The following is a 21,343-nucleotide window of genomic DNA, read 5'->3' on the forward strand; positions in this document are numbered from 1 at the left end:
GTAAGTCGCGGCGCGCGGGTTCGGGTGTTACGGCGCAACGCCGCGGGGGCGGGTCCGACCGGGCCACCACCAGCGGCGCCGTCAGCTCAAATTGAAGCCATTAGCTGGCCGGAATCGTCGGTGCCCGGTCAGCTTTGTCTGCGGCGCACTCGTGTGGCAGCATGGAAACTAAACATATTGCGCGAAATACTCCCGCCAACCCGGTGCGTAATTAATGATCTGCTAAGATCTGCAAATCCGTGCTTCAGTACGTCAGTAGACCACGATTATCGTCGTTATATGGCCGATGTGGCTACTGACCTCAGTATTTACGGCACTGCTGAACAGCGCAAATACGCATTATCTGAAATGCGTGAATACGTAATTAAATTGCCCAGGCGATATTAATTGTTACGCAATTCACAGCCTAAAATGACGCTATTTCTATTGTTTGCCCAGCAATTCATGCGTAGCATTTCGAATGTCGGGAAAGGGTCTTCGGAAGGAGCTCACAATGAGGAATTCACTGCGATCGATCCGCTGCGCGGCTGCTGGCGCTGCCGGCGCCGGCGCGGTGGCCGGCGCGATGCTGTTCGGCGGGATGCCCGCGGCCAACGCCGCCCCGGCGCCCGCACCCGCTACGACATTCCAAACCACCGGTCCGCACGGCGGCGCGCCGCTGGCCCCGGGCATTTTTCCCGAGCGACCCGGCGGCGGCCACGGCTGGGGTCATGGTTGGGGACACCCTGGCTGGGGTTGGGGCAACTGGTGGCGCCCGTGGTGGTGACCAAGTGGTGAGCCACCAAGATCGCGGGGCCGGCCGGCTGCGTCCTGCCAGATATCTAGGCCGGCGTGGCCCCAAACCAAATAGGCGTCCATGCCGATCCGGGACCGGCCCCGGATCGGCATGGATTTCGTTTACGGGTCGCGGGGCAGGCCCAGCAGACGCTCGGCGATGATGTTGAGCTGCACTTCCGACGTACCGCCGTAGATCGTCGTGGCCCGGCTGGCCAACAGGTACTCGCCCCACTTGCCGGGCAGCTGATCGGGGTCGCCGATCGCGGCGTCGGTGCCGAACGAGGACACCGCGAACTCGGCATAGCCCTGGCCGGTGCGCATCGCCAACAACTTGGAGATCGCCGCGGATGGCATGGCGTCGCCGCCGGCCAGCGTCAACAGCGTCGAACGCAGGTTCAACAGCTTGGCGGCGTGCCCCTCGGCGATCAACTGCCCGGCCCGGTGCTGGGCGACCTGGTCGAACTGGCCATCGCGGACGAACTCGACGAACTGGGGCAGCGTCGCCAGGAAATTGGCGTCGCTGCTGCCGATCGACACCCGCTCGGCGGTCAGCGTGTTGCGGCTGACCTCCCAACCGCGATTGACCTCGCCCAGCACGCACTCGTCGGGCACGAACACGTCGTCGATGTAGACGGTGTTGAACATCGCGTTCCCGGTCAGCTCGCGCAGCGGCTTGACCGTCACACCAGTGCTGCGCATGTCCAGCAGGAAGTAGGTGATCCCGTTGTGTTTGGGCGCGGACGGGTCCGTCCTCGCCAGCAGCGCACCCCAATGCGAGTACTGCGCGGCGGCGGTCCAGATCTTCTGGCCGGTGATGCGCCAGCCGCAATCGGTCCGGGTGGCCTTGGTGGTCAGACCGGCCAGGTCCGATCCGGCGCCCGGCTCGGAGAACAGCTGGCACCAGACCAGCTCGCCGCGGAAGGTCGGCGGCAGGAAGCGTTGCTTTTGCTCCTCGGTGCCGAACGCGACGATCGACGGGATGATCCACGCGGCGATGCCGACCTGCGGCCGTCGCACCCGTCCGGTGGTGAACTCCTGGGCGATGATGATCTGCTCGGTCGGGCTGGAGGCGCGGCCCCACGGCTTGGGCAGGTACGGCAACACCCAACCGCCCTCGGCAAGCGCGACCGTCCGCGGCCCTCGCTCCATGGCCTTGAGCGCGGCGACCTCGGCGCGGATCTCCTCACGCAGCTTTTTGGTCTGGGGATCCAGGTCGATGTCGACCGGGCGCATACCCGTGGTGGTCGCCGTGTTGACCACCTTCTGTGGGTAGTCCGAGCTGCGGCCGAAGCAGGCGGCCAGCATCAGCGCCCGACGGTAGTACACGCCGGTGTCGTGTTCCCAGGTAAAGCCGATGCCGCCGTGCACCTGGATGCAGTCCTGCGTGCAGCGCTGCGCGGCGGCCGGCGCCAGCGTCGCGGCCACCGCGGCGGCGAACTCCACGTCCGGCGAGGCCTCGTCGATCGCGCGCGCCGCATCCCACACCGCCGCGGTGGCGCGCTCGGTGTCGGCGATCATCTCCGCGCACTTGTGCTTGATGGCCTGGAATTGGCCGATCGGCCTGCCGAATTGCTCGCGGATCTTGGCGTATTCCGATGCGGTGTCGGTTGCCCACCGGGCCACCCCGATCGCCTCGGCGGACAGCAGCGTCGACATCAGCGCGTAGGCGGTCGGAATGGTCAGCGTGCTCAGTAGGGCATCGTCGCCGACCGCGACGGCGTCGGCCCGCACGTGCGCGACCGGGCGCAGCGGGTCGAGGCTTTTCACCGGTTCGATGTCGAGCTGGTCGGCACGCAGCACCACCCACTCGTCGCCGCTGTCGATCGCGACCGGCAGCACCAGCACCGACGCCTGCGCCGCGGCGGAACCGCACGCACCTCGCCGCGGATCACGAGCACCTCTCCCTTGCGGGTGGCGGCCAGCCCGGAGTCCAGGGCGTAGGCGGCGATCGCCACGCCGGACGCCAGCTCGGCCAGCACCTTGGCGTCCGGGTCATGCGCGGCGATGAGCGCGCTGGCGATCGCCGACGGCGCGAACGGCCCGGGCACCGCGCCGTAGCCGAATTCGGCCAGCACGATGGCCAGCTCGAGCAGGCCGAAGCCCTGGCCGCCGACGGTCTCGGAGAGGTGCACACCCTGCAGGCCCTGCTCGACGGCCGCCTGCCAGTACGGCGGCGGATTCTCCAGCGGCGTCTCCATGGCCTCGTGCAACACCTCGGACGGCGCGACCCGCGCCACCAGGGATCGCACCGAATCGGCCAGATCTTGATGCTCAGGAGTTATCGCGATCGGCATTGGTCGCCTTCCCATGCGTTCGGGTTCGTTTCGGCCAAGCACTCATCAATCTAATAACCGGTCGGTTGGTTGACCATATTGGCCAGGGGCTCGCCGTCGCGAAGCCGGCGGCAGTTGGCCACCGCTTCGACGAGGTAGCGCCGCATCGTATCGGCGGTTTACCAGGTCACGTGCGGTGTCGCCACCACGTTGTCCAGGTCGAACAGCGGGTTGTCGGCCGCCGCCGGCTCGGCCTCGAAAACGTCGAGACCCGCGGCGGCCAGCCGCCCGTCGCGCAGCGCACCGGCCAGGGCGTTCTCGTCGACGATCGCCCCGCGCGACGTGTTGACCAGCACCGCGGTCGGCTTCATCGAGGCAATCGCATCCCGGTTGAGCAGATGATTGGGTCTGCGCCGTCAACGGCAGGTGCAGCGAGATGATGTCGCTGGTGGCCAACAGTTGGGGCAGCGGTAGCCAGCCGGGCCGCCCGTCGTCGCGGGTGCTGGTGTGCACGACGGTGGCGCCCATGGCGCCGACGACGGCTGCCACCCGCTTGGCGATATTGCCGTAGCCCACCAGGCCGACGGTGCAGCTGCCGATGTCGCGGACCGTCTCGCCCAGTTCGGGATCCAGCGGCCAGCCACGCCCTTGCCGGGTGGCGCGATCGAGCTCCGGCAGCCTGCGCAGCGCGGCCAGCATCAGCAACACGGTTCCCTCGGCCACCGAGGGCGCATTGGCGCCGGGCATGTTGGCCACCGCGATGCCGCGGTCCGTCGCGGTGGCGACGTCGATGGTGTTCACCCCGGCGCCGAGCTTGTGCACCAACCGCAGCCGCTCGCCGCGTTGCAGGTCGGCGCCTGACAACGGACGTAGTACATGCCAAATCACCTCGGCATCGGGCAATTCGCGGTAGAAGCCGTCGTCGTCGGCGCACCACCGAATGTCGAGCCAATCTGCTTCGGCGGCAAGGAAATCGAGGACTCTTTTACCTGGAACGAAGTGGGCGAGAACTCTCAGCGCCACCGCTTGCTGATCCACCTGGCGATGGTATCCGCCTGCTCGCTGCGCGCGCCGGGGGTGGTGAAGTAGTGGTCACTGTCGATCGAGACCTGCGACTTGTCGGTGCCGGCGAGTGCGTCGTAGATGCGTTGCGCGTCAGAGGGAAACACGCCGGTGTCCGCCTCGGCGTTGATCACCAGGGCGGGGCAGGTGATGCGGGCCAGGTGCGGCTCGGCCCGGGTTTACGCCAGCCGCAGGCTCCACATGCCCAACCAGTTGCGCAGCGTGCAGGACGCCGCGATGCCGTGGGCGGAACGGTTGGCCTTGACCGGTACCCCGGCGTAACACCGGTTGGGCGCGCGCTTGGTGGGCTCGATGGTGGGATCGGTAGCGGGCAAGGAACTCCGGCGGGTACGGCGGGCCGTTGACCTCGTTGAACAGGTCGAATTCGGGGTCGGTGGCGACCGGGTCGTTTTCGTCGACGACGGCGGCGTCCATCCAGGAGGTCAGCACCTCCGGGCGGCCGGGATGCGCCGCGGTGGCGACGTAGCCATCGGCGGGCAGCAGATCGGTCAGGCCGGCCGCCGGCCGCATCCCCGGCAGCGGAGTCACATTCGGGTCGACGGCCTGTGACTGGTAGGCCGACATCAACGATCCACCTCCCGAATTGCCCAGCAACACAACGGTAGCCACGCCCTGAACCTCTCGCAGCCAACGCACCCCCACACCGATGTCGACCAGCGCGTGGTCGAGCAGGAAGTTGCTTTCGAAACCGCGGAACCGGGTGTTCCAGCCGAGAAACCCGATGCCCCGAATGGCCATGTAGTCGGCGAGGTAGTGCTCCGAGAAGTCGATCTGGTAGTGCGTGGCGATCATGGCCACCTTCGGCTTGCGTCCCACGCCGCGGTGATACAGCCCCTGGCAGGGATGCCCGCCCGCACCGGCGCGCCCGGCGGTGGGCGACGGTAGGCCGACGAACTCACGGACCACCCGGGCACTGCCGCCACTGCGCGTCAATTCACTGACCCTCCTTCGCGTAGATCGCCCGGTAGTAGATGTTGGCGAAAGTTTGGATGCAGGCCTGCTCGTCGAGTTCGTCGTCGCCGGACCGGCGGAGCTGGATGTAGCAGAACTGGTTGAACATCGCGACGATCGCCTCGGCGATCAGCTGCGCATCGTCGTCCGGGCAATACCCCTGAACCTGGGCGCGCCGGACTGTCTCGGCGATGAAAGAGATTGGAATATCGCAGATCTCGGCCCAGTACTGGGCGAAGTCGTCGTTGACCATCGCCAGCTGGGACACGCTGATCACCTCGGCGAGCCGATTGCGGTAGGTATGCCAATGCGCCGCGGCGGCCGCGTGGGCGCGTTCCCGGTTGGACAGGCCATGTCCGGTGACCGAGCGGGCGCGCTCGTTGGCTTCGTCGCGGAAGCGCAGCGCCCATTGGCGGACCATCGCCTCTTTCGAGTCGTAGTAGTTGTAAAAGTCGTAGTAGTTGTAAAAGGATGCCGCCGAACGGCCGGCTTCCGTGGCGATGTCGGCAATCGTCGTCGCCAGGATTCCCTTGCGCGCCACGACTGTTCGCGCGGCGGCGTCGATCGCTGCCTGCGTACGCCGGCCGCGGTGCGTCGGGAATTCGGTGGTCCGGGCTGCCCGGCCGCCGGATTCCCGACGCGATCGACACCTGCTGTTCCTCCCTGGATCGGAACTGAATCTGATGTTAGATTCAGTTTCACGGATTGGCCAGGACCAACGCCTGGAATCTAGGGGAGCCACACCATGATCAAGCCCGACAACACCAACAGCGAATTCGAACTTGGCGGGATCAATCATGTTGCGCTGGTGTGTTCCGACATGGCGCGGACCGTGGACTTCTACAGCAACATTCTCGGCATGCCGCTGATCAAATCGCTCGATCTACCCAACGGTGCCGGACAGCACTTCTTCTTCGACGCCGGCAACGGTTCTTCGACGCCGGCAACGGCGACTGTGTCGCGTTCTTCTGGTTCGCCGACGCACCCGATCGGGTGCCGGGTATCTCGTCACCGGGTGCCATCCCGGGTATCGGGGACATCACCAGCGCCGTAAGCACGATGAACCATCTGGCCTTTCACGTCCCGGCCGAGAAATTCGACGCCTACCGGCAGCGGCTCAAGGACAAGGGCGTACGCGTCGGTCCGATACTCAACCACGACGAAAGCGAGATGCAGGTTTCCGCGACGGTGCATCCCGGCGTCTATGTGCGCTCGTTCTATTTTCAGGACCCAGACGGCATCACGCTTGAGTTCGCTTGCTGGGTCAAGGAATTCGGCGAAGGCGATGCCCAGGCCGTTCCAAAGACGGCGGCCGACCGGCGGCCCCGGGAGCACGCCGTAACCTAGTCGGCAAGAATGTGGCCGAGCCGGGGGTCCACGATGACGGACGGCATCTTGACCGACGAGCAGATCGCGGCGTTGACACCCGCGCAACGGCGAGACCTGATCATGCGGCTGGAGGCGCCGCTGTCCGAAGTGGTCGACCCGGCGCTGATAGCGCGGATACGGCGAATCCGGTTGGGCCTGATGATCGGCGGCTCCATCGCGATGATTCCCTGGCTCATCTACCTGGCGCTGACGCTGCCGGATAGTTACGTCGCGCACAACTGGGTGCCGACCTGGGTGGGCTTTGACGTCTTGCTGGTCGGATTCATGCTGGCGACAGCGGTTTTCGGTTACTTCCGTCGTCAGGTCCTGCTGTTCGCGGCCTTCACCTCCGGCGTGCTGCTGATCTGCGACGCCTGGTTCGACCTGATGACCGCCGGACGCGACGATGTCTGGCTGTCGGTGGTGACCGCGCTGGGCATCGAGGTGCCGCTGGCGATTTTCATGATCCGCGGCGCGCAGCGCATCATGCGGCTCACGATGTTGCGGCTGTGGCTCCTGGATCCCGGGATGCGGCTGTGGCAGCTGCCGTTGTTCCCGTGACGCCGTACAGCCGCGGGCGGGCCAGCTCGTCGAGCAGCACGGCGAGCTGATCGACGAGCTGGTCGGGTTCCAGCACTACGTCGCCGACCAGCCAGGCGCTGATCATCTGCCCGACGCCGCCCACCGCGAAGTGCGCGCCGGCCTTCATGCTGTCGTTGGCCGGCATCCGCAGCATGTCGCCGCCGTGCTGGCCCAGCAGCATCGCGAACAGTGCGGTGGATTCGGCGCGTTTGCGCACGATGACGGCGTCGGCGAGTTGGGTGCTGAACAACAGCCGTCCGACCCGCGGGTCCTCGGCGACGGTCCGCACGATGTTGGCCATACCGGCGCGGGACTGTTCGGATATCGGCACCGCCGTCACCGCGGCCTGCGTGGTGGCGGCCAGGTCGGCGATCACCGAGTCGAAGACCGCGCCGACGAACCCGTCTCGGTCGCTGAAGCTTTCGTAGAAATAGCGAGGCGTCAGGCCGGCCCGGGCGCAGACCGCCCGAACCGTCACCGCCGAAACATCGTGCTCGTTGGCGCCCAGCAGGTCCAGGCCCGCGGCCAGCAATCGACCCCGGCGTTCGGCCAGCCGCCGCGCGGCCTCGACGCCGCGGTAGGGGCGCTCGCTAGGGGTCTGCACCATGAGCACCATCTTGACACCGACGCGCGGCAGCGACAATATCAGGAAACAGACGTTGTCATATTTGGCGCACCCAGCGGTGAAGAGGTTCCGTATGACGATTCACGACACGGTTCACCAGCGCGTTCCGCATGTCGAGCGTCCGATCTCCGACCCGCCGCGCCCGCAGCCGAGTCGCCGGCGACGTCGGATCGCCGAGGATTACGGCCTGATGGGCGTGGCGCTGCTGGCCGGTCCGGCCAACGTGATCATGGAACTCTCGCGGCCCGGTGTCGGTCATGGCGTGGCGGAAAGCCGCGTCGAGAGCGGGCGAATCGACCGCCATCCGATCAAGCGAGCGCGCACCACTTTCACCTACATCGCGGTCGCCAACGCCGGGACCGCCGAGCAGCAGGCCGCCTACCGCCGCGCGGTGAACCGGTCGCACGCCCAGGTCTACTCCAGGCCCGGTGACCCGGTGGCCTACAACGCATTCGACCCGGAATTGCAGCTGTGGGTGGCCGCCTGCATCTACAAGGGCGGCATCGACGTCTATCGCACCTTCATCGGCGAGATACCGGAGGAGGACGCCGATCGCCTTTATCGCGAAGGCATGTCGCTGGGTACCACCTTGCAGGTGCCGTCGGAGATGTGGCCGGCCGACCGGGCGGCCTTCGACAAGTACTGGCAGGAGTCGCTGGACAAGGTGCACATCGATGACACCGTCCGCGAGTTCCTGTACCCGATCGCGATGTCCCGGGTGCGTGGGGTGCGCTTACCGCGGTGGGTGCGGGAACCATTGGAGAGTTTCAACCTGCTGATCACCACCGGCTTTCTGCCGCAACGGTTTCGCGACGAGATGCGGTTGCCGTGGGATGCCGCCAAGCAGCGGCGCTTCGACCGGCTGATGTCGGTCCTGGCCGTCGTGAACCGCATGCTGCCGCGGATCATCCGGCAGTTCCCGTTCAACCTGATGCTCTGGGACCTGGACCGCCGGATCCGGACGGGGCGCCCGTTGGTCTAGCACGCGCATCGCGGACAGCGCCGCCCATTGATAACGACAATCATTTTCAGTAAGCTCCTCGGCGACCTTTCAGCGTTTCCAGCCCAGGAGCTGCCGGTGATGATGTTGCAGGCCGCATACACCCCGTCGATTCCCGGCGGGGATATTCGGCAATGACCGCCCCGATTTGGATGGCCGCACCGCCGGAGATCCACTCGGCGTTGCTAAGCAGTGGGCCGGGGCCTGCTTCGCTGTTTGCCGCCGCGGCGGCGTGGGATTCGTTGAGCGCCGAATACGCCTCGGCCGCCGAAGAACTCAGCGGGGTGCTGGCGTCGACGAACGCCGGCGCATGGCAGGGGCCCAGCGCCGAGTGCTATCTGGCGGCGCACGGCCCATACCTGGCGTGGCTGATGCGGGCCAGCGCACGCAGCGCCGCCGCAGCGGCCCAGCATGAGACGGCGGGCACGGCCTATGCGGCGGCGTTGGCGGCCATGCCGACGCTGGCGGAGCTGGCCACCAACCACGCCGTCCACGGCGTGCTGATGGCGACGAATTTCTTTGGCATCAATACGATTCTGATCGCCGTCAACGAGGCCGACTATGCGCGGATGTGGGTCCAGGCCGCCACCACGATGACGTCCTATCAGGCCGTCTCCGATGCCGCGCTGGCGGCGACTCCGCCGCCCGACCCGGCACCGCAGATCCTGAGATCCGAGGGCGCCGGCCATCACGACCACCAGGACGAGGACGACGAGGAGTTCCCCGACCCGACGGTCGACAACTGGTTCAACCAGTTCCTCGCGCAGATCCTGCGGTGGTTCGGCATCGATTGGAATCCCGGCCAAGCCACCGTGAACGGGATCCCGTACGACGAATACACGAACCCGGGACAGCTGATCTTTTGGGTGGTTCGAGCGCTGGAACTTCTGGAGGATTTCGAGCAGTTCGGCCAGTACCTGCAGACAAATCCGGCCCTGGCGTGGGAATACCTCGCGTTCCTCGAGTCGGTGGACTGGCCGACTCACATCGCCGAGATCGCGAGCTGGTTAGGGTCGCAGCCGGGCTTGCTGGCGGTGCCGCTGCTCCTGGCGGTCGCCCCGGTCGGGGCGCTGGGCGGCTTGGCCGGGCTGGCGGGGCTGGCGCACGCCCCGACGCCGCTAGCCGTCCCGGCTCCCCCGGCCGTCCCGCCGGTGCCCGACCTGCCGGCGGTGCTCGGCACGACACCCATCGCGGCCCCGGTACCCGCTTCCGCGCCCGCACCGGCGTCCGCACCGGCTCCCCCGGCCGGCGCCGTGGCCAGTGCCGCGCCGGCCGCGGCGCCTCCCGCCGGGCCCGGTTTCACCCCGCCCTACTTTGTCGCGCCACCGGGCATCGGGTTTGGTTCCGGGATCAGCGCCAGTGTCGTCGCGGGCGCGAAAAGAAAAGCGCCGGAACCGGATTCGGCTGCCGCGGCGACCGAGGCGGCCACCCGAGAGCAGGCCCGGGCCCGACGCCGGGGAAGGGCGCGGCAGCGCGACTACGGCGACGAGTTCATGGACATGAACGTCGACGTCGAACCGGACTGGGATGGGCGTGTGTCGGAGGCGTCGGATCGAGGCGCGGGGACCCTCGGGTTCGCCGACACGACACGCAGAAAAGCCGCGGCCGCGGCGGGTCTGACCACCTTGGCCGCGGACGAATTCGGCGGTGGGCCACGCATGCCGATGCTGCCGGGCAGTTGGAAGGCCGGTGACCAGACCCGCGGCGATGGCTAGCGAAATGCTGCTGTTGGCCGCGGTTCACCGTGCCGTCGACCGATGGCAACCGGGGTTGGCGCGGGCCCGATATCGGTTGGCCCCAGGGGACAAGGTGTGTCGGCGCGGCGGCGTAGTGTCGGTCGAGTGCGTAGCGAAGGTGACACCTGGGACATCACGACAAGCGTCGGCTCGACCGCGCTTTTTGTAGCGACCGCTCGGGCGTTGGAGGCGCAAAAGCCCGACCCGCTGGCCGTCGACCCGTATGCGGAGATGTTCTGCCGGGCCGCGGGTGGCTCGTCGGCGGACGTGCTGGACGGAAAGGAACCCGACCACCCGCTCAAGAGCGCCGAATTCGGCGATCACTTCGTCAACTTCCAGGGCGCCCGCACGAAGTACTTCGACGAGTACTTCCTACGGGCCGCCGACGCCGGCGTGCGGCAGGTCGTCCTGCTGGCGGCCGGACTCGACTCGCGCGCCTACCGGCTGGACTGGCCCGCCGCCACGACGATCTTCGAGCTGGACCGTCCCCAGGTCCTCGATTTCAAGCGTGAGGTGCTCGCCGACCACGGCGACCAGCCCCGCGCCGAGCGCCGGGAGATCGCCGTCGATCTGCGCGAGGACTGGCCACAAGCGTTGCGCGACAGCGGCTTCGACCCCGCCAAGCCGTCGGCGTGGATTGCCGAGGGTTTGCTGATCTATCTACCCGCCGCCGCGCAGGAGCAGCTGTACACCGGCATCGACGGCCTGGCTGGACACGGTAGCCATGTCGCCGTCGAAGACGGCGCACCACTGCAGCCCGACGAATTCGAGGCCGCCGTCGCCGAAGAGCGTGCGGCCGCGGCCCAGGGCGACAAGCGGCTGTTTTTCCAGTTGGTCTACAACGAGCAACACGCCCCGGCCACCGAATGGCTTGCCGCGCACGGCTGGAACGCGGTCGGTACCCCGTTGGCCGACTACCTGCGCCAGGTCGGCCGCCCGGTCCCCGGGCCGGAGACCGAGGCCGGCCCGATGATCGCCCGCAACACCCTGGTGAGTGCCGTCCGGGCATGACGCGGTAAAGCCTTTCCATCGGGTTGATGCGGGCCAGCGCGAACAGCGCGGTGGCGGCCGTGTCGGCCCTGCCGGAGCTTGCGACCAACCCCGTCGTGGATGGGACCTGGGCGGCCACGAAACCCCGAGCGGGAACTTTTCCGGCCCAATAGCCGACTAGCTTCTTGCCTGCTCGTTGCGCCGCCCCGGCCCAGGCGGTCGCTCGAGTATTCCGATCGGTGAAGGAGTCGCTGTCATGACTGCACCGGTTCGGAGTGGGGTGCCGGCCCAGCTGCCGTCGGGGATTTGCTGGATACCTCCGCAGAAACATGGTAGGACTGGTGCGTCGCACCCCGTCACGCGGCGGCGTACGGGCGCGGCGGCTGGGGTCCCCAGGCGTGCGATGGATCCCGGTGTGCGCCGCGGATTGCTAATGAAAACGATTTTCAGTAAGGTTGGCTGCTTAGCGGCCACTGACAGTGGGCTGCCAATGTCCTTGCACTTCTACCTAAGGGTGAACTCGGGGCGAATGATCGACAAAGGGACTCCCGGTCGCGGTGCCGGAACGAGGGCAAAAGTCACGAGGAGACGGCTGCCGAGCGCCTCGACAGTTAGCTTATGCAATGCTAACTTCAGGCGAATTAGGTTAGGGGAGACTACCTAGATGGAAAGAGTTGGCCGTAGAACGCGGTGATACGGGCATGCTCGCAGCTCAACCCACGATTTCTGGACGGAGTAGCAAGGTCGACGGCGACATAGTGAGCCGGTTCGCCACCTGTTGCCGAGCGCTGGGAATCGCGGTCTACGACCGGAAGCGGCCCGCGGACCTGCCGGCCGCACGGTCGGGTTTCACCGAGTTGACCCGCGTCGCCCACGACCAGTGCGACGCATGGACCGGACTGGCGGCCGCCGGCGACGTATCGCTGCGCGCGCTCGAGGCGGTTTCGTGCACCGCGGCCACCGCGGGCGTGCTGCAGCGACAGGTCGACTTGGCGCCGGGCGCCCTGGGCTTCCGCTACGACAGCGGGCTGTATCTACAGTTCCGCGCCGCCAGCCCCGACGAATTCCACCTCGCCTTCGCGGCGGCCCTGGCAACGGCCGGGCGGTTTGCCGAGGCCGATGAGATCGTCGCCGGGCTCACCGCGCGCCGCCCGAGTTGGCGTGAGGCGCGCTGGGTCTCCGTCGTCATCAACTACCGCGCCGAGCGGTGGTCGGACGTCGTCAAGTTGCTGACCCCGATCGTCAACGACGCCGAGCTGGACGCGGCGTACGCCCACGCGGCCAGGATCGCCCTCGGCACCGCGCTGGCCCGGCTGGGCTTGTTCGCCCCCGCGCTGTCCTACCTCGAGGAACCCGAAGGCCCGGTCGAGGTCGCCACCGTCGACGGGACACTGGCCAAGGGGCTGGTGCTGCGGGCGCACGTCGACGAGGAGTCGGCGAGCGAGGTGCTGCAGGACCTGTATGCCGCGCATCCCGGGAACGAGCAGGTCGAACAGGCCCTGACCGACACCAGTTTCGGGATCGTGACCACCAATGCGGCCCGCATCGAGGCCCGCACCGATCCGTGGGATCCGGAAACCGAGCCCAGCGCCGAGGATTTCGTCGATCCCGCCGCCCACGAACGCAAGTCCGTGCTGCTGCACGAGGCGGAGCGCCAGCTCGCCGAGTTCATCGGGTTGGAAGAGGTGAAGAACCAGGTCTCGCGGCTCAAGAGCTCGGTGGCCATGGAGCTGGTGCGCAAGCAGCGCGGACTGCAGGTCGCCCAGCGCGCCCACCACCTGGTGTTCGCCGGACCGCCCGGAACCGGTAAGACCACGATCGCGCGCGTGGTCGCCAAAATCTATTGCGGTCTGGGCTTATTGAAGAAGGAAAACATCCGCGAGGTGCACCGCGCCGACCTGATCGGGCAGCACATCGGTGAGACCGAGGCCAAGACCAACGCCATCATCGACAGCGCACTGGACGGGGTGTTGTTCCTCGACGAGGCCTACGCCCTGGTCGCGACCGGCGCCAAGAACGACTTCGGGCTGGTGGCCATCGACACGCTGCTGGCCCGCATGGAAAACGATCGTGACCGGCTGGTGGTGATCATCGCCGGTTACCGGGCGGATCTGGACAAGTTCCTGGACACCAACGAGGGTCTGCGGTCGCGGTTCACCCGCAACATCACCTTCCCGTCGTACAACTCCCATGAGCTGGTGGAGATCGCGCGCAAGATGGCCGAACAGCGTGACAGCGTTTTCGAGCAGTCCGCGCTCGACCACATGGACGAGTTGTTCGAGAAATTGGCGACCGCCACGACGCCCGACTCCAACGGGGTGGAACGGCGCAGCCTGGACATCGCGGGTAACGGCCGCTTCGTCCGAAACATCGTCGAGCGTTCCGAGGAGGAGCGCGAATACCGGTTAGACCATTCCGAACAGGCGGGAACCGGTCCGTTCACCGATGAGGAGCTGATGACGATCACCGACCGAGATGTCAGTAATTCGGTAGAGCCGCTGCTGCGCGGCCTGGGGCTCTCGGTGCCGTCATGACGACCCCGGAGCCGGCCGATGAACGCCGTTCGTTTTCCTCGCGTACCCCCGTGAACGACAATCCCGACCAGGTGGTCTACCGCCGCGGGTTCGTCACCCGCCACCAGGTGACCGGCTGGCGCTTCGTGATGCGCCGCATCGCCTCCGGAATTGCCTTGCACGACACCAGGATGCTGGTCGACCCGCTGCGCACCCAGTCGCGTGCGGTGCTGATGGGTGTCTTGATTCTGATCACCGGCCTGGCGGGTTGCTTCGTGTTCTCGCTGATCCGGTCCAACGGTCAGGCGGGCAACAACGCGGTGCTCGCCGATTGGGACACCGCCGCACTGTATGTGCGGATCGGGGACCAACTGCACCCGGTGCTCAACCTGACCTCGGCCCGGCTGATCGCCGGCAAGCCGGTCAACCCGACCACGGTGAAAAGCAGTGAACTGGACCGCTTTCCGCGCGGAAACCTGATCGGCATTCCGGGCGCACCAGAACGCATGGTGCAGAACACATCTCGTGACGCGAACTGGACGGTGTGCGACACCGTCAGTGAGGCGGCCCAGGGTTCGCACGCCGTGCACAGCACCGGCGTCACCGTGATCGCCGGCACCCCCGACAGCGGTGGTACACGTGCGGCCGCCATCGCCCCGGCTGACGCGGTCCTCGTCGAGTTCACCGGCGACAAGGGCACCAGCACCTGGCTGCTGTGGAACGGCAAGCGCAGCCAGGTCGACCTGGCCAACCACGCAATCACCAACGCGCTGGGGTTGGGTGCCGACGTGCCCGCACCGCGGCCCATCGCTGCCGGGCTGTTCAACGCGATCCCCGAAGCGCCTTCGCTTTCCGCCCCGGCCATCCCGAATGCCGGCGCTCCGGCGGCCTACCCGGTCCCGGCGCCGATCGGCGCGGTCGTGACGTCCTATGGCGTCGACCCGGGCAACCTGCGCTACTACGCGGTGCTGCCGGATGGCCTGCAACCGATCTCGCCGGTGCTTGCCGCGGTCTTGCGTAACACCAATTCCCATGGCCTGGACCAACCCCCGCGGCTCGGCGCTGACGAGGTGGCCAAGCTCCCGGTGTCGCGGACGCTGGACACCACCCGCTTCCCCGACCGCCAGGTCACCCTCGTCGACGCGGCCAAGAATCCCGTCGCCTGCGCGTACTGGAGCAAGCCGGCCGGGGCCGCGAGCAGCTCGTTGAGCCTGCTCGCCGGTTCCGCGCTGCCGGTGCCGGACGCGGTTCGCACCGTGAACCTGATCGGTGGCGGCACCCAAGGGATCGCCACCCGAGTCGCCCTGGCACCGGGCACCGGCTACTTCGCCCAGAGTGTCGGTGGCGGCGCCACCTCGCCGGGTGCCGGCGCGCTGTTCTGGGTGTCCGACACCGGAGTTCGCTACGGCATCGACAACGAAACCGAGAACGCCGGACACGGCAAAACTGTTGAGGCCCTTGGCTTGACACCACCCCCCGTTCCCATTCCCTGGTCGATGCTGTCGCTGTTCGCGACGGGCCCGACGCTCTCGCGCGCCGACGCGTTACTTGCCCACGACGGCCTGGCGCCCGACAGCAAGCCGGACGTCCGGTGTCGGCCCGAAGGAGGACCCCGATGAGCCGACTGATCTTCGTAGCCCGCCGACGCCTGGCGCCGCCGAGCATCCGCCAGGGCACCATCACCATCGAGGCGCCCCCCGAGCTGCCCCGGGTGATTCCGCCGTCGTTCCTGCGCCGTGCCATGCCCTACGTGCTGGTGATCCTGATCGTCGGCATGATCGTGGCGCTGGTCGCCACCGGGATGCGGGTGATCTCGCCGCAGACGCTGTTCTTCCCGTTCGTGTTGCTGCTGGCCGCAACCGCGCTCTATCGCGGCAACGACAACAAGATGCGCACCGAGGAGGTCGACGCCGAACGCGCCGACTACCTGCGCTACCTGTCGGTGGTTCGGGACAACATCCGCACCCAGGCAGCCCAGCAGCGCGCCGCGGCGCAGTGGTCGCATCCCGAGCCGTCGGCACTGGCAACGGTGCCCGGATCCCGCCGCCAGTGGGAACGCGACCCGCACGATCCCGACTTCTTGGTGCTGCGCGGCGGGCGTCACCAGGTTCCGCTGGCCACCGCGGTGCGGGTCGCCGACACCGCCGACGAAATCGATCTGGAACCCGTGTCGCACAGCGCATTACGCAGCCTGCTCGACACCCAGCGCACGGTGCGCGATGTGCCGACCGGCATCGACCTGGGCAAGGTCTCCCGGGTCACCGTCCTCGGTGACACCGACGAGGTGCAAGGTGCGCTGCGCGCCTGGGTCGCTCAGGCCGTCACCTGGCACGACCCGACGGTGCTGGGGGTGGCGCTGGCTACCCGCGATCCGGAGAACCGTGACTGGTCGTGGCTGAAGTGGTTGCCCCACATCGACATTCCCGGCGGGGTCGACGGCGTCGGGCCGGCCCGCTTCGTGTCCAACAACGTCGATGAACTGATCGCGCTGCTGGGACCGGCGCTGGCCGACCGGCCGGCGTTCACCGGCGGCCCGGCCGACGCGTTGCGGCACCTGCTGATCGTCGTCGACGACCCCGACTACGACGTGAACGCCTCGGCGCTGGCGATCGGCCGGGCCGGCGTGACCGTCGTGCATCGCAGCACGACATCGCCTCACCGCGAACAGTATTCGGATCCGGAAAAGCCGATCCTGCGCATCGCCGACGGGGCCATCCAGCGCTGGCAGACCGGCGGCTGGCAGCCCTTCATCGACAACGCCGACGCGCTCGGCGCCGACGAGGCGGCGCACCTGGCCCGGCAGTTGTCCCGCTGGGATTCCAACCCCACCTACACCGGCCTGCGTTCGGCGGCTACCCGGGGTCCCACCTTCACCACGCTGCTGGGCATTCCGGACGCGTCGCGGCTGGACGTGCCGACGTTGTGGGGGCCGCGTCGCCGCGACGACGAGTTGCGGGTGCCGATCGGGGTCACCGCGACCGGCGAGCCGCTGTACTTCGACCTCAAGGACGAAGTCGAGGGCGGGATGGGTCCGCACGGCTTGATGATCGGCATGACCGGGTCGGGCAAGTCGCAGACCCTGATGTCGATTCTGTTGTCACTGTTGACAACCCACTCGGCTGACCGGCTGATCGTGATCTACGCCGACTTCAAGGGTGAGGCCGGCGCCGATAGCTTCCGGGACTTCCCGCAGGTGGTCGCGGTGATCTCGAACATGGCCGAGAAGAAGTCGCTGGCCGACCGGTTCGCCGACACGCTGCGTGGCGAGGTCGCTCGTCGTGAGACCTTGCTGCGCGAGGCCGGCCGCCGGGTGCAGGGCAGCGCGTTCAACTCGGTGGTCGAATACGAGAACGCCATAGCCGCTGGGCATGACCTGCCCCCGATCCCGACGCTGTTCGTGGTCGCCGACGAGTTCACGCTGATGCTGGCCGACTATCCGGAGTACGCGGAGCTGTTCGACTACGTGGCGCGTAAGGGCCGCTCGTTCCGCATCCACATCCTGTTCGCGTCGCAGACGCTGGATGTCGGCAAGATCAAGGACATCGACAAGAACACGTCCTACCGCATCGGGTTGAAGGTGGCCAGTCCCAGCGTTTCTCGCCAGATCATCGGCGTCGACGACGCGTACCACATCGAGTCGGGCAAGGAGCACAAGGGCGTCGGCTTCCTGGTGCCCGCGCCCGGTGCCGCCCCGATCAAATTCCGCAGCACCTACGTCGACGGTATCTACGAGCCGCCGCGGACCGCGAAAACCCTTGTGGTTCAGTCTGTTCCGCAGCCCAAGCTGTTCACAGCCGGGCGAGTGGAGCCCGATCAGGGCACGGTGATCACCGGAGCGGATCAGGACGAGTTGGCCGGCCCGCCGCGCAAGCTGATCGCCACCATCGGCGAGCAACTGGCGCGCTTCGGGCCGCGGGCACCGCAGCTGTGGCTGCCGCCGCTGGACGAGCCGATCCCGTTGACCACGGTGCTCGAGCACGCCGGGGTGCCGGAGCGGCAATGGCGCTGGCCGCTCGGTGAGATCGACAAGCCATTCGAGATGCGCCGCGACCCGTTGTTGTTCGACGCCACCTCGGCGTCCGGCAACATGGTGATCCACGGCGGCGCCAAGTCCGGCAAATCGTCTGCGCTGCAGACATTTATCTTGTCCGCGGCCAGCCTGCACTCGCCGCGTGACGTCACCTTCTATTGCCTGGACTACGGCGGCGGCCAGCTGCGTGCGGTGGAGGACCTGGCGCACGTCGGCAGTGTGGCCTCACCGCTGGAGCCCGAGCGCATTCGCCGCACCTTCGGCGAGCTCGAGCAACTGCTGCTGTCTCGTCAGCAGCGCGAGGCGTTCCGGGACAAGCAGAGCCTGACGCACGACGACGGCTTCGGGGAGGTGTTCCTGGTCATCGACAACCTGTACGCCTTCGCCCGGGACAACACCGACCAGTTCAACACGCGTAACCCGTTGCTGGCCAAGGTGACCGAGCTCGTCAACGTCGGTCTCGCCTACGGCATCCACGTGATCATCACCACCCCGAGCTGGCTGGAGGTGCCATTGGCGATGCGTGACGGCCTCGGCCTGCGTCTCGAGCTCAAGCTGCACGACGCGCGGGACAGCAACGTGCGGGTGGTCGGGGCGCTGCGCCGCCCGGCCGACACCGTGCCGGCCGACCAGCCGGGTCGCGGGTTGACCATGGCCGCCGAGCACTTCCTGTTCGCGGCACCCGAGCTGGACCGGATCGCCGCGATCAATGCCCGCTACCCGGGTGTGGCCGCACCGCCGGTTCGGCTGCTGCCGACCAATCTGGCTCCGGATGCGCTCGGGCCGCTGTATCGCGGACCCGAACAGGTCGTCATCGGCCAGCGCGAAGAGGACCTGGCGCCGGTCGTGCTCGACTTCGCCGCGAACCCCTTGCTGATGGTGTTCGGCGACGCCAAGGCGGGTAAAACCACGTTGCTGCGCCACATCATTCGCACCATCCGCGACCACTCCACGTCGGATGAGGTGGTGTTCACGGTGCTGGACCGGCGGCTGCATCTCGTCGAGGAACCGCTCTTCGCAGACAACGAGTACACCGCCAACATCGACCGGATCATCCCCGCGATGCTCGGGCTGTCCAACATCATCGCGTCGCGCCGCCCGCCGGCCGGTTTGTCGGCCGCGGAGTTGGCCCGGTGGAGCTACCAGGGCCACACCCACTACCTGATCATCGACGACGTCGACCAGATTCCGGACACGCCGGCGATGAGTGGCCCGTACATCGGGCAGCGGCCATGGGCCAGTCTGATTCCGGAGCTGAGCCAGGCCGCCGATCTGGGGCTGCGGGTGATCGTGACGGCGCGGGCCACGGGGTCGGGGCATGCGCTGATGACAAACCCGTTGCTGCGCCGCTTCAACGACTTGCAGGCAACCACGTTGATGCTGGCGGGTAACCCGCAGGACAGCGGCAAGATCCGCGGCGAGCGATTTGGCCGGTTGCCTGCCGGACGGGCAATCCTGTTGGGAGACAGCGAAAGCCCGACGTACGTGCAGTTGGTCAACCCGTTGGTTGGCGAATCTGTGGTAGGAGGAGCCGACGAAGGTTTCGCCCACTGATGGTGATTAGTGAAGCGCAACAAAAGGAGTCACGATGACGTTGCGAGTTGTACCTGAAGGCCTGGCGGCCACCAGTGCGGCGGTGGAGGCGCTGACCGCGCGGTTGGCAAGCGCACACGCGGCGGCTGCTCCGGCGATCACCGCCGTGGTGCCGCCCGCCGCGGACCCGGTGTCGCTGACGACGGCCGCTGGGTTCAGCGCCCAGGGCCAGATGCACACGGCGGTGGCCGCCGAGGGCGTCGAGGAGCTGGGCCGCGCCGGTGTCGGCGTGGGCGAAGGCGGGGCAAGCTATCTCGCGGGTGACGCCGCGGCGGCCGCCACGTACGGAGTGGCGGGCGGCTGAGTATGACGGCGCCTATCTGGATGGCTTCTCCGCCGGAGGTGCATTCGGCGTTGCTGACCATGAGACCGGGGCCGGGGCCGCTGCTGGCGGCCGCCGGTGCCTGGACCTCGCTCAGCGCCGAATACGCCGAGGCGCCAGCCGAACTCAGTGGGCTGCTGGCAGAAGTACAGGCGGGGGCATGGGAAGGGCCCAGCGCCGAGCAGTATGCGGCCGCGCACATCCCATATCTGGCGTGGCTGATGCAGGCCAGTGCCGACAGCGCGGGCGTGGCCGCCCAGCACGAGGTCGCCGCGGCGGCCTACACCGGCGCCCTGGCCGCCATGCCGACACTGGCGGAGCTCGCCGCCAACCACACCATCCACGGTGTACTCGTCGCGACGAATTTCTTTGGGATCAACACCAGTCCGATCGCGGGCAACGAGGCTGACTACGCCCGGATGTGGGTCCAGGCCGCCACCACGATGAGCACCTATCAGGTTGTCTCCGATACGGCGCTGGCCGCGACGCCGCAGACCGACCCCGCTCCCAACGTGCTGCGGACCGGGGCCGAATCCAACAACTTCGCGACGTCGGCCCAGCAGAGTGAATCCACCTTGGGCAACTGGATCGACAATTTGCTGTGGCAGCTGCAGCAGTTCTTCCAGAATCTCTTCCAGAATTTGCAGGACTTCATCTCGAACCTGATGCGGGATCTGCCCGGCTTCCTGGTGGCCAATGGGCCACTGCTGTTCTTCCTCGCCTACCAGCTGGTCACCAACCTGCTTGGCTGGCCCACCTGGGGCGCGATCTTGAGCGCACCGTTCGTGATCCCGTTGGTCATCGGCATCGGCGCCTACCTGTACTTGCAGAGTCCCGCGGAACTGCCCGAGGTTCCCGGCGCGGTGGCGGTGCCGCCGGTTCTGCCCTCCCAAAATCCCTCGATGCCAACGGCGGCGGTCATGACCCCACCGGCGCCGGCGTCCGCTTCGGCTCCCTCGTCCGCGCCGGCCCCGGCTGCCAGCGCGCCCGCCGCTCCCGCACCGGCGCCGGCCGCGGGGACCTTCGGCTACGCGGTGGCCCTGGGCGCCGATCCGGAAACCGGTTTCGGGCCCACACTGGGCGGCCGCAGCGGGATCAAGGCGCCGGCCGCCACCATCCCGGCGGCCGCCGCGGCGGTACCGGGCCGGGCCGCCGCCGCATGGCGGCGCCGACGCGCCGCCATGCGGGATCACGGCGACGAATTCCTCGACATGAATGTCGATGTCGACCCCGACTGGGGTGCCAACGAAGAGGAGCTGATGGCAGCCGCGATGGCTTCGGGAAGTGGAGCCGGGCGGTTGGGGTTTGCCGGAACCGCGCGCAAAGACACGGATCTGCACGCCTCGGGATTGGCCGAGCTGGCCGGCGACGAGTACGGCAGCGGCCCGCGGATGCCGATGGTGCCGGGAACCTGGGACCGCGACGGCGAGCACGATGAAGCGGGGGGAGGGGCAAAGACAACTAGATATGTCAGCCAAACATCGAAATCGTAAGGGACAG

At 67.5% G+C, this 21,343-nt stretch carries 12 protein-coding genes and 4 pseudogenes; 11 read left to right on the forward strand and 5 right to left on the reverse strand.

From position 1 onward, the window contains the following. Positions 1–493 precede the first annotated feature (493 nt). Complete coding sequence (locus tag T428_RS34410) at positions 494–766, forward strand: hypothetical protein (RefSeq protein WP_025736507.1); 273 nt, start codon at positions 494–496, stop codon at positions 764–766. A 131-nt stretch (positions 767–897) separates the two neighbouring features. Here the strand turns inward: T428_RS34410 and T428_RS27250 are convergent. The 4 genes and pseudogenes from T428_RS27250 to T428_RS0110940 all read right to left on the reverse strand — a co-directional run bounded on the left by T428_RS27250 (position 898) and on the right by T428_RS0110940 (position 5,649). After that, positions 898–3,071: pseudogene (locus T428_RS27250) on the reverse strand (acyl-CoA dehydrogenase family protein). A gap of 50 nt (positions 3,072–3,121) precedes the next feature. Then, positions 3,122–4,073, reverse strand: a pseudogene (locus T428_RS27255) (2-hydroxyacid dehydrogenase). Then, positions 4,064–5,066: pseudogene (locus T428_RS27260) on the reverse strand (alpha/beta hydrolase family protein). The pseudogenes T428_RS27255 and T428_RS27260 overlap by 10 nt, the downstream one beginning before the upstream one ends. 1 nt (position 5,067) lies before the next feature. Next, on the reverse strand, positions 5,068–5,649 hold the full coding sequence (locus T428_RS0110940) for a TetR/AcrR family transcriptional regulator (protein WP_051465224.1): 582 nt from the start codon (positions 5,647–5,649) through the stop codon (positions 5,068–5,070). Between the two features lie 180 nt (positions 5,650–5,829). Here T428_RS0110940 and T428_RS27265 point away from each other — a divergent pair. Beyond that, positions 5,830–6,431: pseudogene (locus tag T428_RS27265) on the forward strand (VOC family protein). A 33-nt stretch (positions 6,432–6,464) separates the two neighbouring features. Continuing rightward, complete coding sequence (locus T428_RS0110950; protein ID WP_025736512.1) at positions 6,465–7,013, forward strand: hypothetical protein; 549 nt, start codon at positions 6,465–6,467, stop codon at positions 7,011–7,013. Here T428_RS0110950 and T428_RS0110955 read toward each other — a convergent pair. Next, positions 6,946–7,650: a TetR/AcrR family transcriptional regulator gene (locus tag T428_RS0110955; RefSeq protein ID WP_025736513.1), complete on the reverse strand. Its 705-nt coding sequence runs from the start codon at positions 7,648–7,650 to the stop codon at positions 6,946–6,948. The genes T428_RS0110950 and T428_RS0110955 overlap by 68 nt on opposite strands. An 82-nt stretch (positions 7,651–7,732) precedes the next feature. On the opposite strand from T428_RS0110955, the gene T428_RS0110960 reads away from it, so the two are divergent. The 8 genes from T428_RS0110960 (at position 7,733) to T428_RS0111000 (ending at position 21,336) form a co-directional block, all read left to right on the forward strand. Continuing rightward, the gene (locus tag T428_RS0110960) at positions 7,733–8,641 is read left to right on the forward strand and encodes an oxygenase MpaB family protein (RefSeq protein ID WP_025736514.1); all 909 of its coding nucleotides are present in this window, start codon (positions 7,733–7,735) and stop codon (positions 8,639–8,641) included. A 152-nt stretch (positions 8,642–8,793) separates the two neighbouring features. Then, entirely contained in the window at positions 8,794–10,374 is a 1,581-nt protein-coding gene (locus T428_RS0110970; RefSeq protein ID WP_025736515.1) for a PPE family protein, read from the forward strand. Between the two features lie 126 nt (positions 10,375–10,500). Further along, the gene (locus tag T428_RS0110975) at positions 10,501–11,406 is read left to right on the forward strand and encodes a class I SAM-dependent methyltransferase (RefSeq protein ID WP_025736516.1); all 906 of its coding nucleotides are present in this window, start codon (positions 10,501–10,503) and stop codon (positions 11,404–11,406) included. Positions 11,407–12,086: 680 nt separating this feature from the next. Then, the gene (eccA, locus tag T428_RS0110980; protein ID WP_025736517.1) at positions 12,087–13,919 is read left to right on the forward strand and encodes a type VII secretion AAA-ATPase EccA; all 1,833 of its coding nucleotides are present in this window, start codon (positions 12,087–12,089) and stop codon (positions 13,917–13,919) included. Continuing rightward, complete coding sequence (gene eccB / locus T428_RS0110985) at positions 13,916–15,517, forward strand: type VII secretion protein EccB (protein ID WP_025736518.1); 1,602 nt, start codon at positions 13,916–13,918, stop codon at positions 15,515–15,517. The genes eccA and eccB overlap by 4 nt, the downstream gene beginning before the upstream one ends. Beyond that, positions 15,514–19,482 carry a type VII secretion protein EccC gene (locus tag T428_RS0110990; RefSeq protein WP_025736519.1) on the forward strand — a complete coding sequence of 1,323 codons (3,969 nt, stop codon included), beginning with the start codon at positions 15,514–15,516 and terminating at the stop codon, positions 19,480–19,482. The genes eccB and T428_RS0110990 overlap by 4 nt, the downstream gene beginning before the upstream one ends. A gap of 34 nt (positions 19,483–19,516) precedes the next feature. After that, entirely contained in the window at positions 19,517–19,825 is a 309-nt protein-coding gene (locus tag T428_RS0110995) for a PE family protein (RefSeq protein WP_025736520.1), read from the forward strand. Between the two features lie 2 nt (positions 19,826–19,827). After that, positions 19,828–21,336, forward strand: a complete 1,509-nt coding sequence (locus T428_RS0111000) for a PPE family protein (protein WP_025736521.1) — start codon at positions 19,828–19,830, stop codon at positions 21,334–21,336. The last annotated feature ends 7 nt before the right edge of the window (positions 21,337–21,343 follow it).

The organism is Mycobacterium genavense ATCC 51234, assembly GCF_000526915.1.
Classification (GTDB): Bacteria; Actinomycetota; Actinomycetes; order Mycobacteriales; family Mycobacteriaceae; genus Mycobacterium; species Mycobacterium genavense.

What these genes read in the sequence shown, in the direction of transcription:
- eccA (WP_025736517.1), top strand. Translation starts at nt 12,087, where the DNA reads ATGCTCGCAGCTCAACCCACGATTTCTGGACGGAGTAGCAAGGTCGAC.
- T428_RS34410 (WP_025736507.1), top strand. Translation starts at nt 494, where the DNA reads ATGAGGAATTCACTGCGATCGATCCGCTGCGCGGCTGCTGGCGCTGCC.
- T428_RS0111000 (WP_025736521.1), top strand. Translation starts at nt 19,828, where the DNA reads ATGACGGCGCCTATCTGGATGGCTTCTCCGCCGGAGGTGCATTCGGCG.
- T428_RS0110955 (WP_025736513.1), bottom strand. Translation starts at nt 7,650, where the DNA reads ATGGTGCTCATGGTGCAGACCCCTAGCGAGCGCCCCTACCGCGGCGTC.
- eccB (WP_025736518.1), top strand. Translation starts at nt 13,916, where the DNA reads ATGACGACCCCGGAGCCGGCCGATGAACGCCGTTCGTTTTCCTCGCGT.
- T428_RS0110995 (WP_025736520.1), top strand. Translation starts at nt 19,517, where the DNA reads ATGACGTTGCGAGTTGTACCTGAAGGCCTGGCGGCCACCAGTGCGGCG.
- T428_RS0110960 (WP_025736514.1), top strand. Translation starts at nt 7,733, where the DNA reads ATGACGATTCACGACACGGTTCACCAGCGCGTTCCGCATGTCGAGCGT.
- T428_RS0110970 (WP_025736515.1), top strand. Translation starts at nt 8,794, where the DNA reads ATGACCGCCCCGATTTGGATGGCCGCACCGCCGGAGATCCACTCGGCG.
- T428_RS0110990 (WP_025736519.1), top strand. Translation starts at nt 15,514, where the DNA reads ATGAGCCGACTGATCTTCGTAGCCCGCCGACGCCTGGCGCCGCCGAGC.
- T428_RS0110950 (WP_025736512.1), top strand. Translation starts at nt 6,465, where the DNA reads ATGACGGACGGCATCTTGACCGACGAGCAGATCGCGGCGTTGACACCC.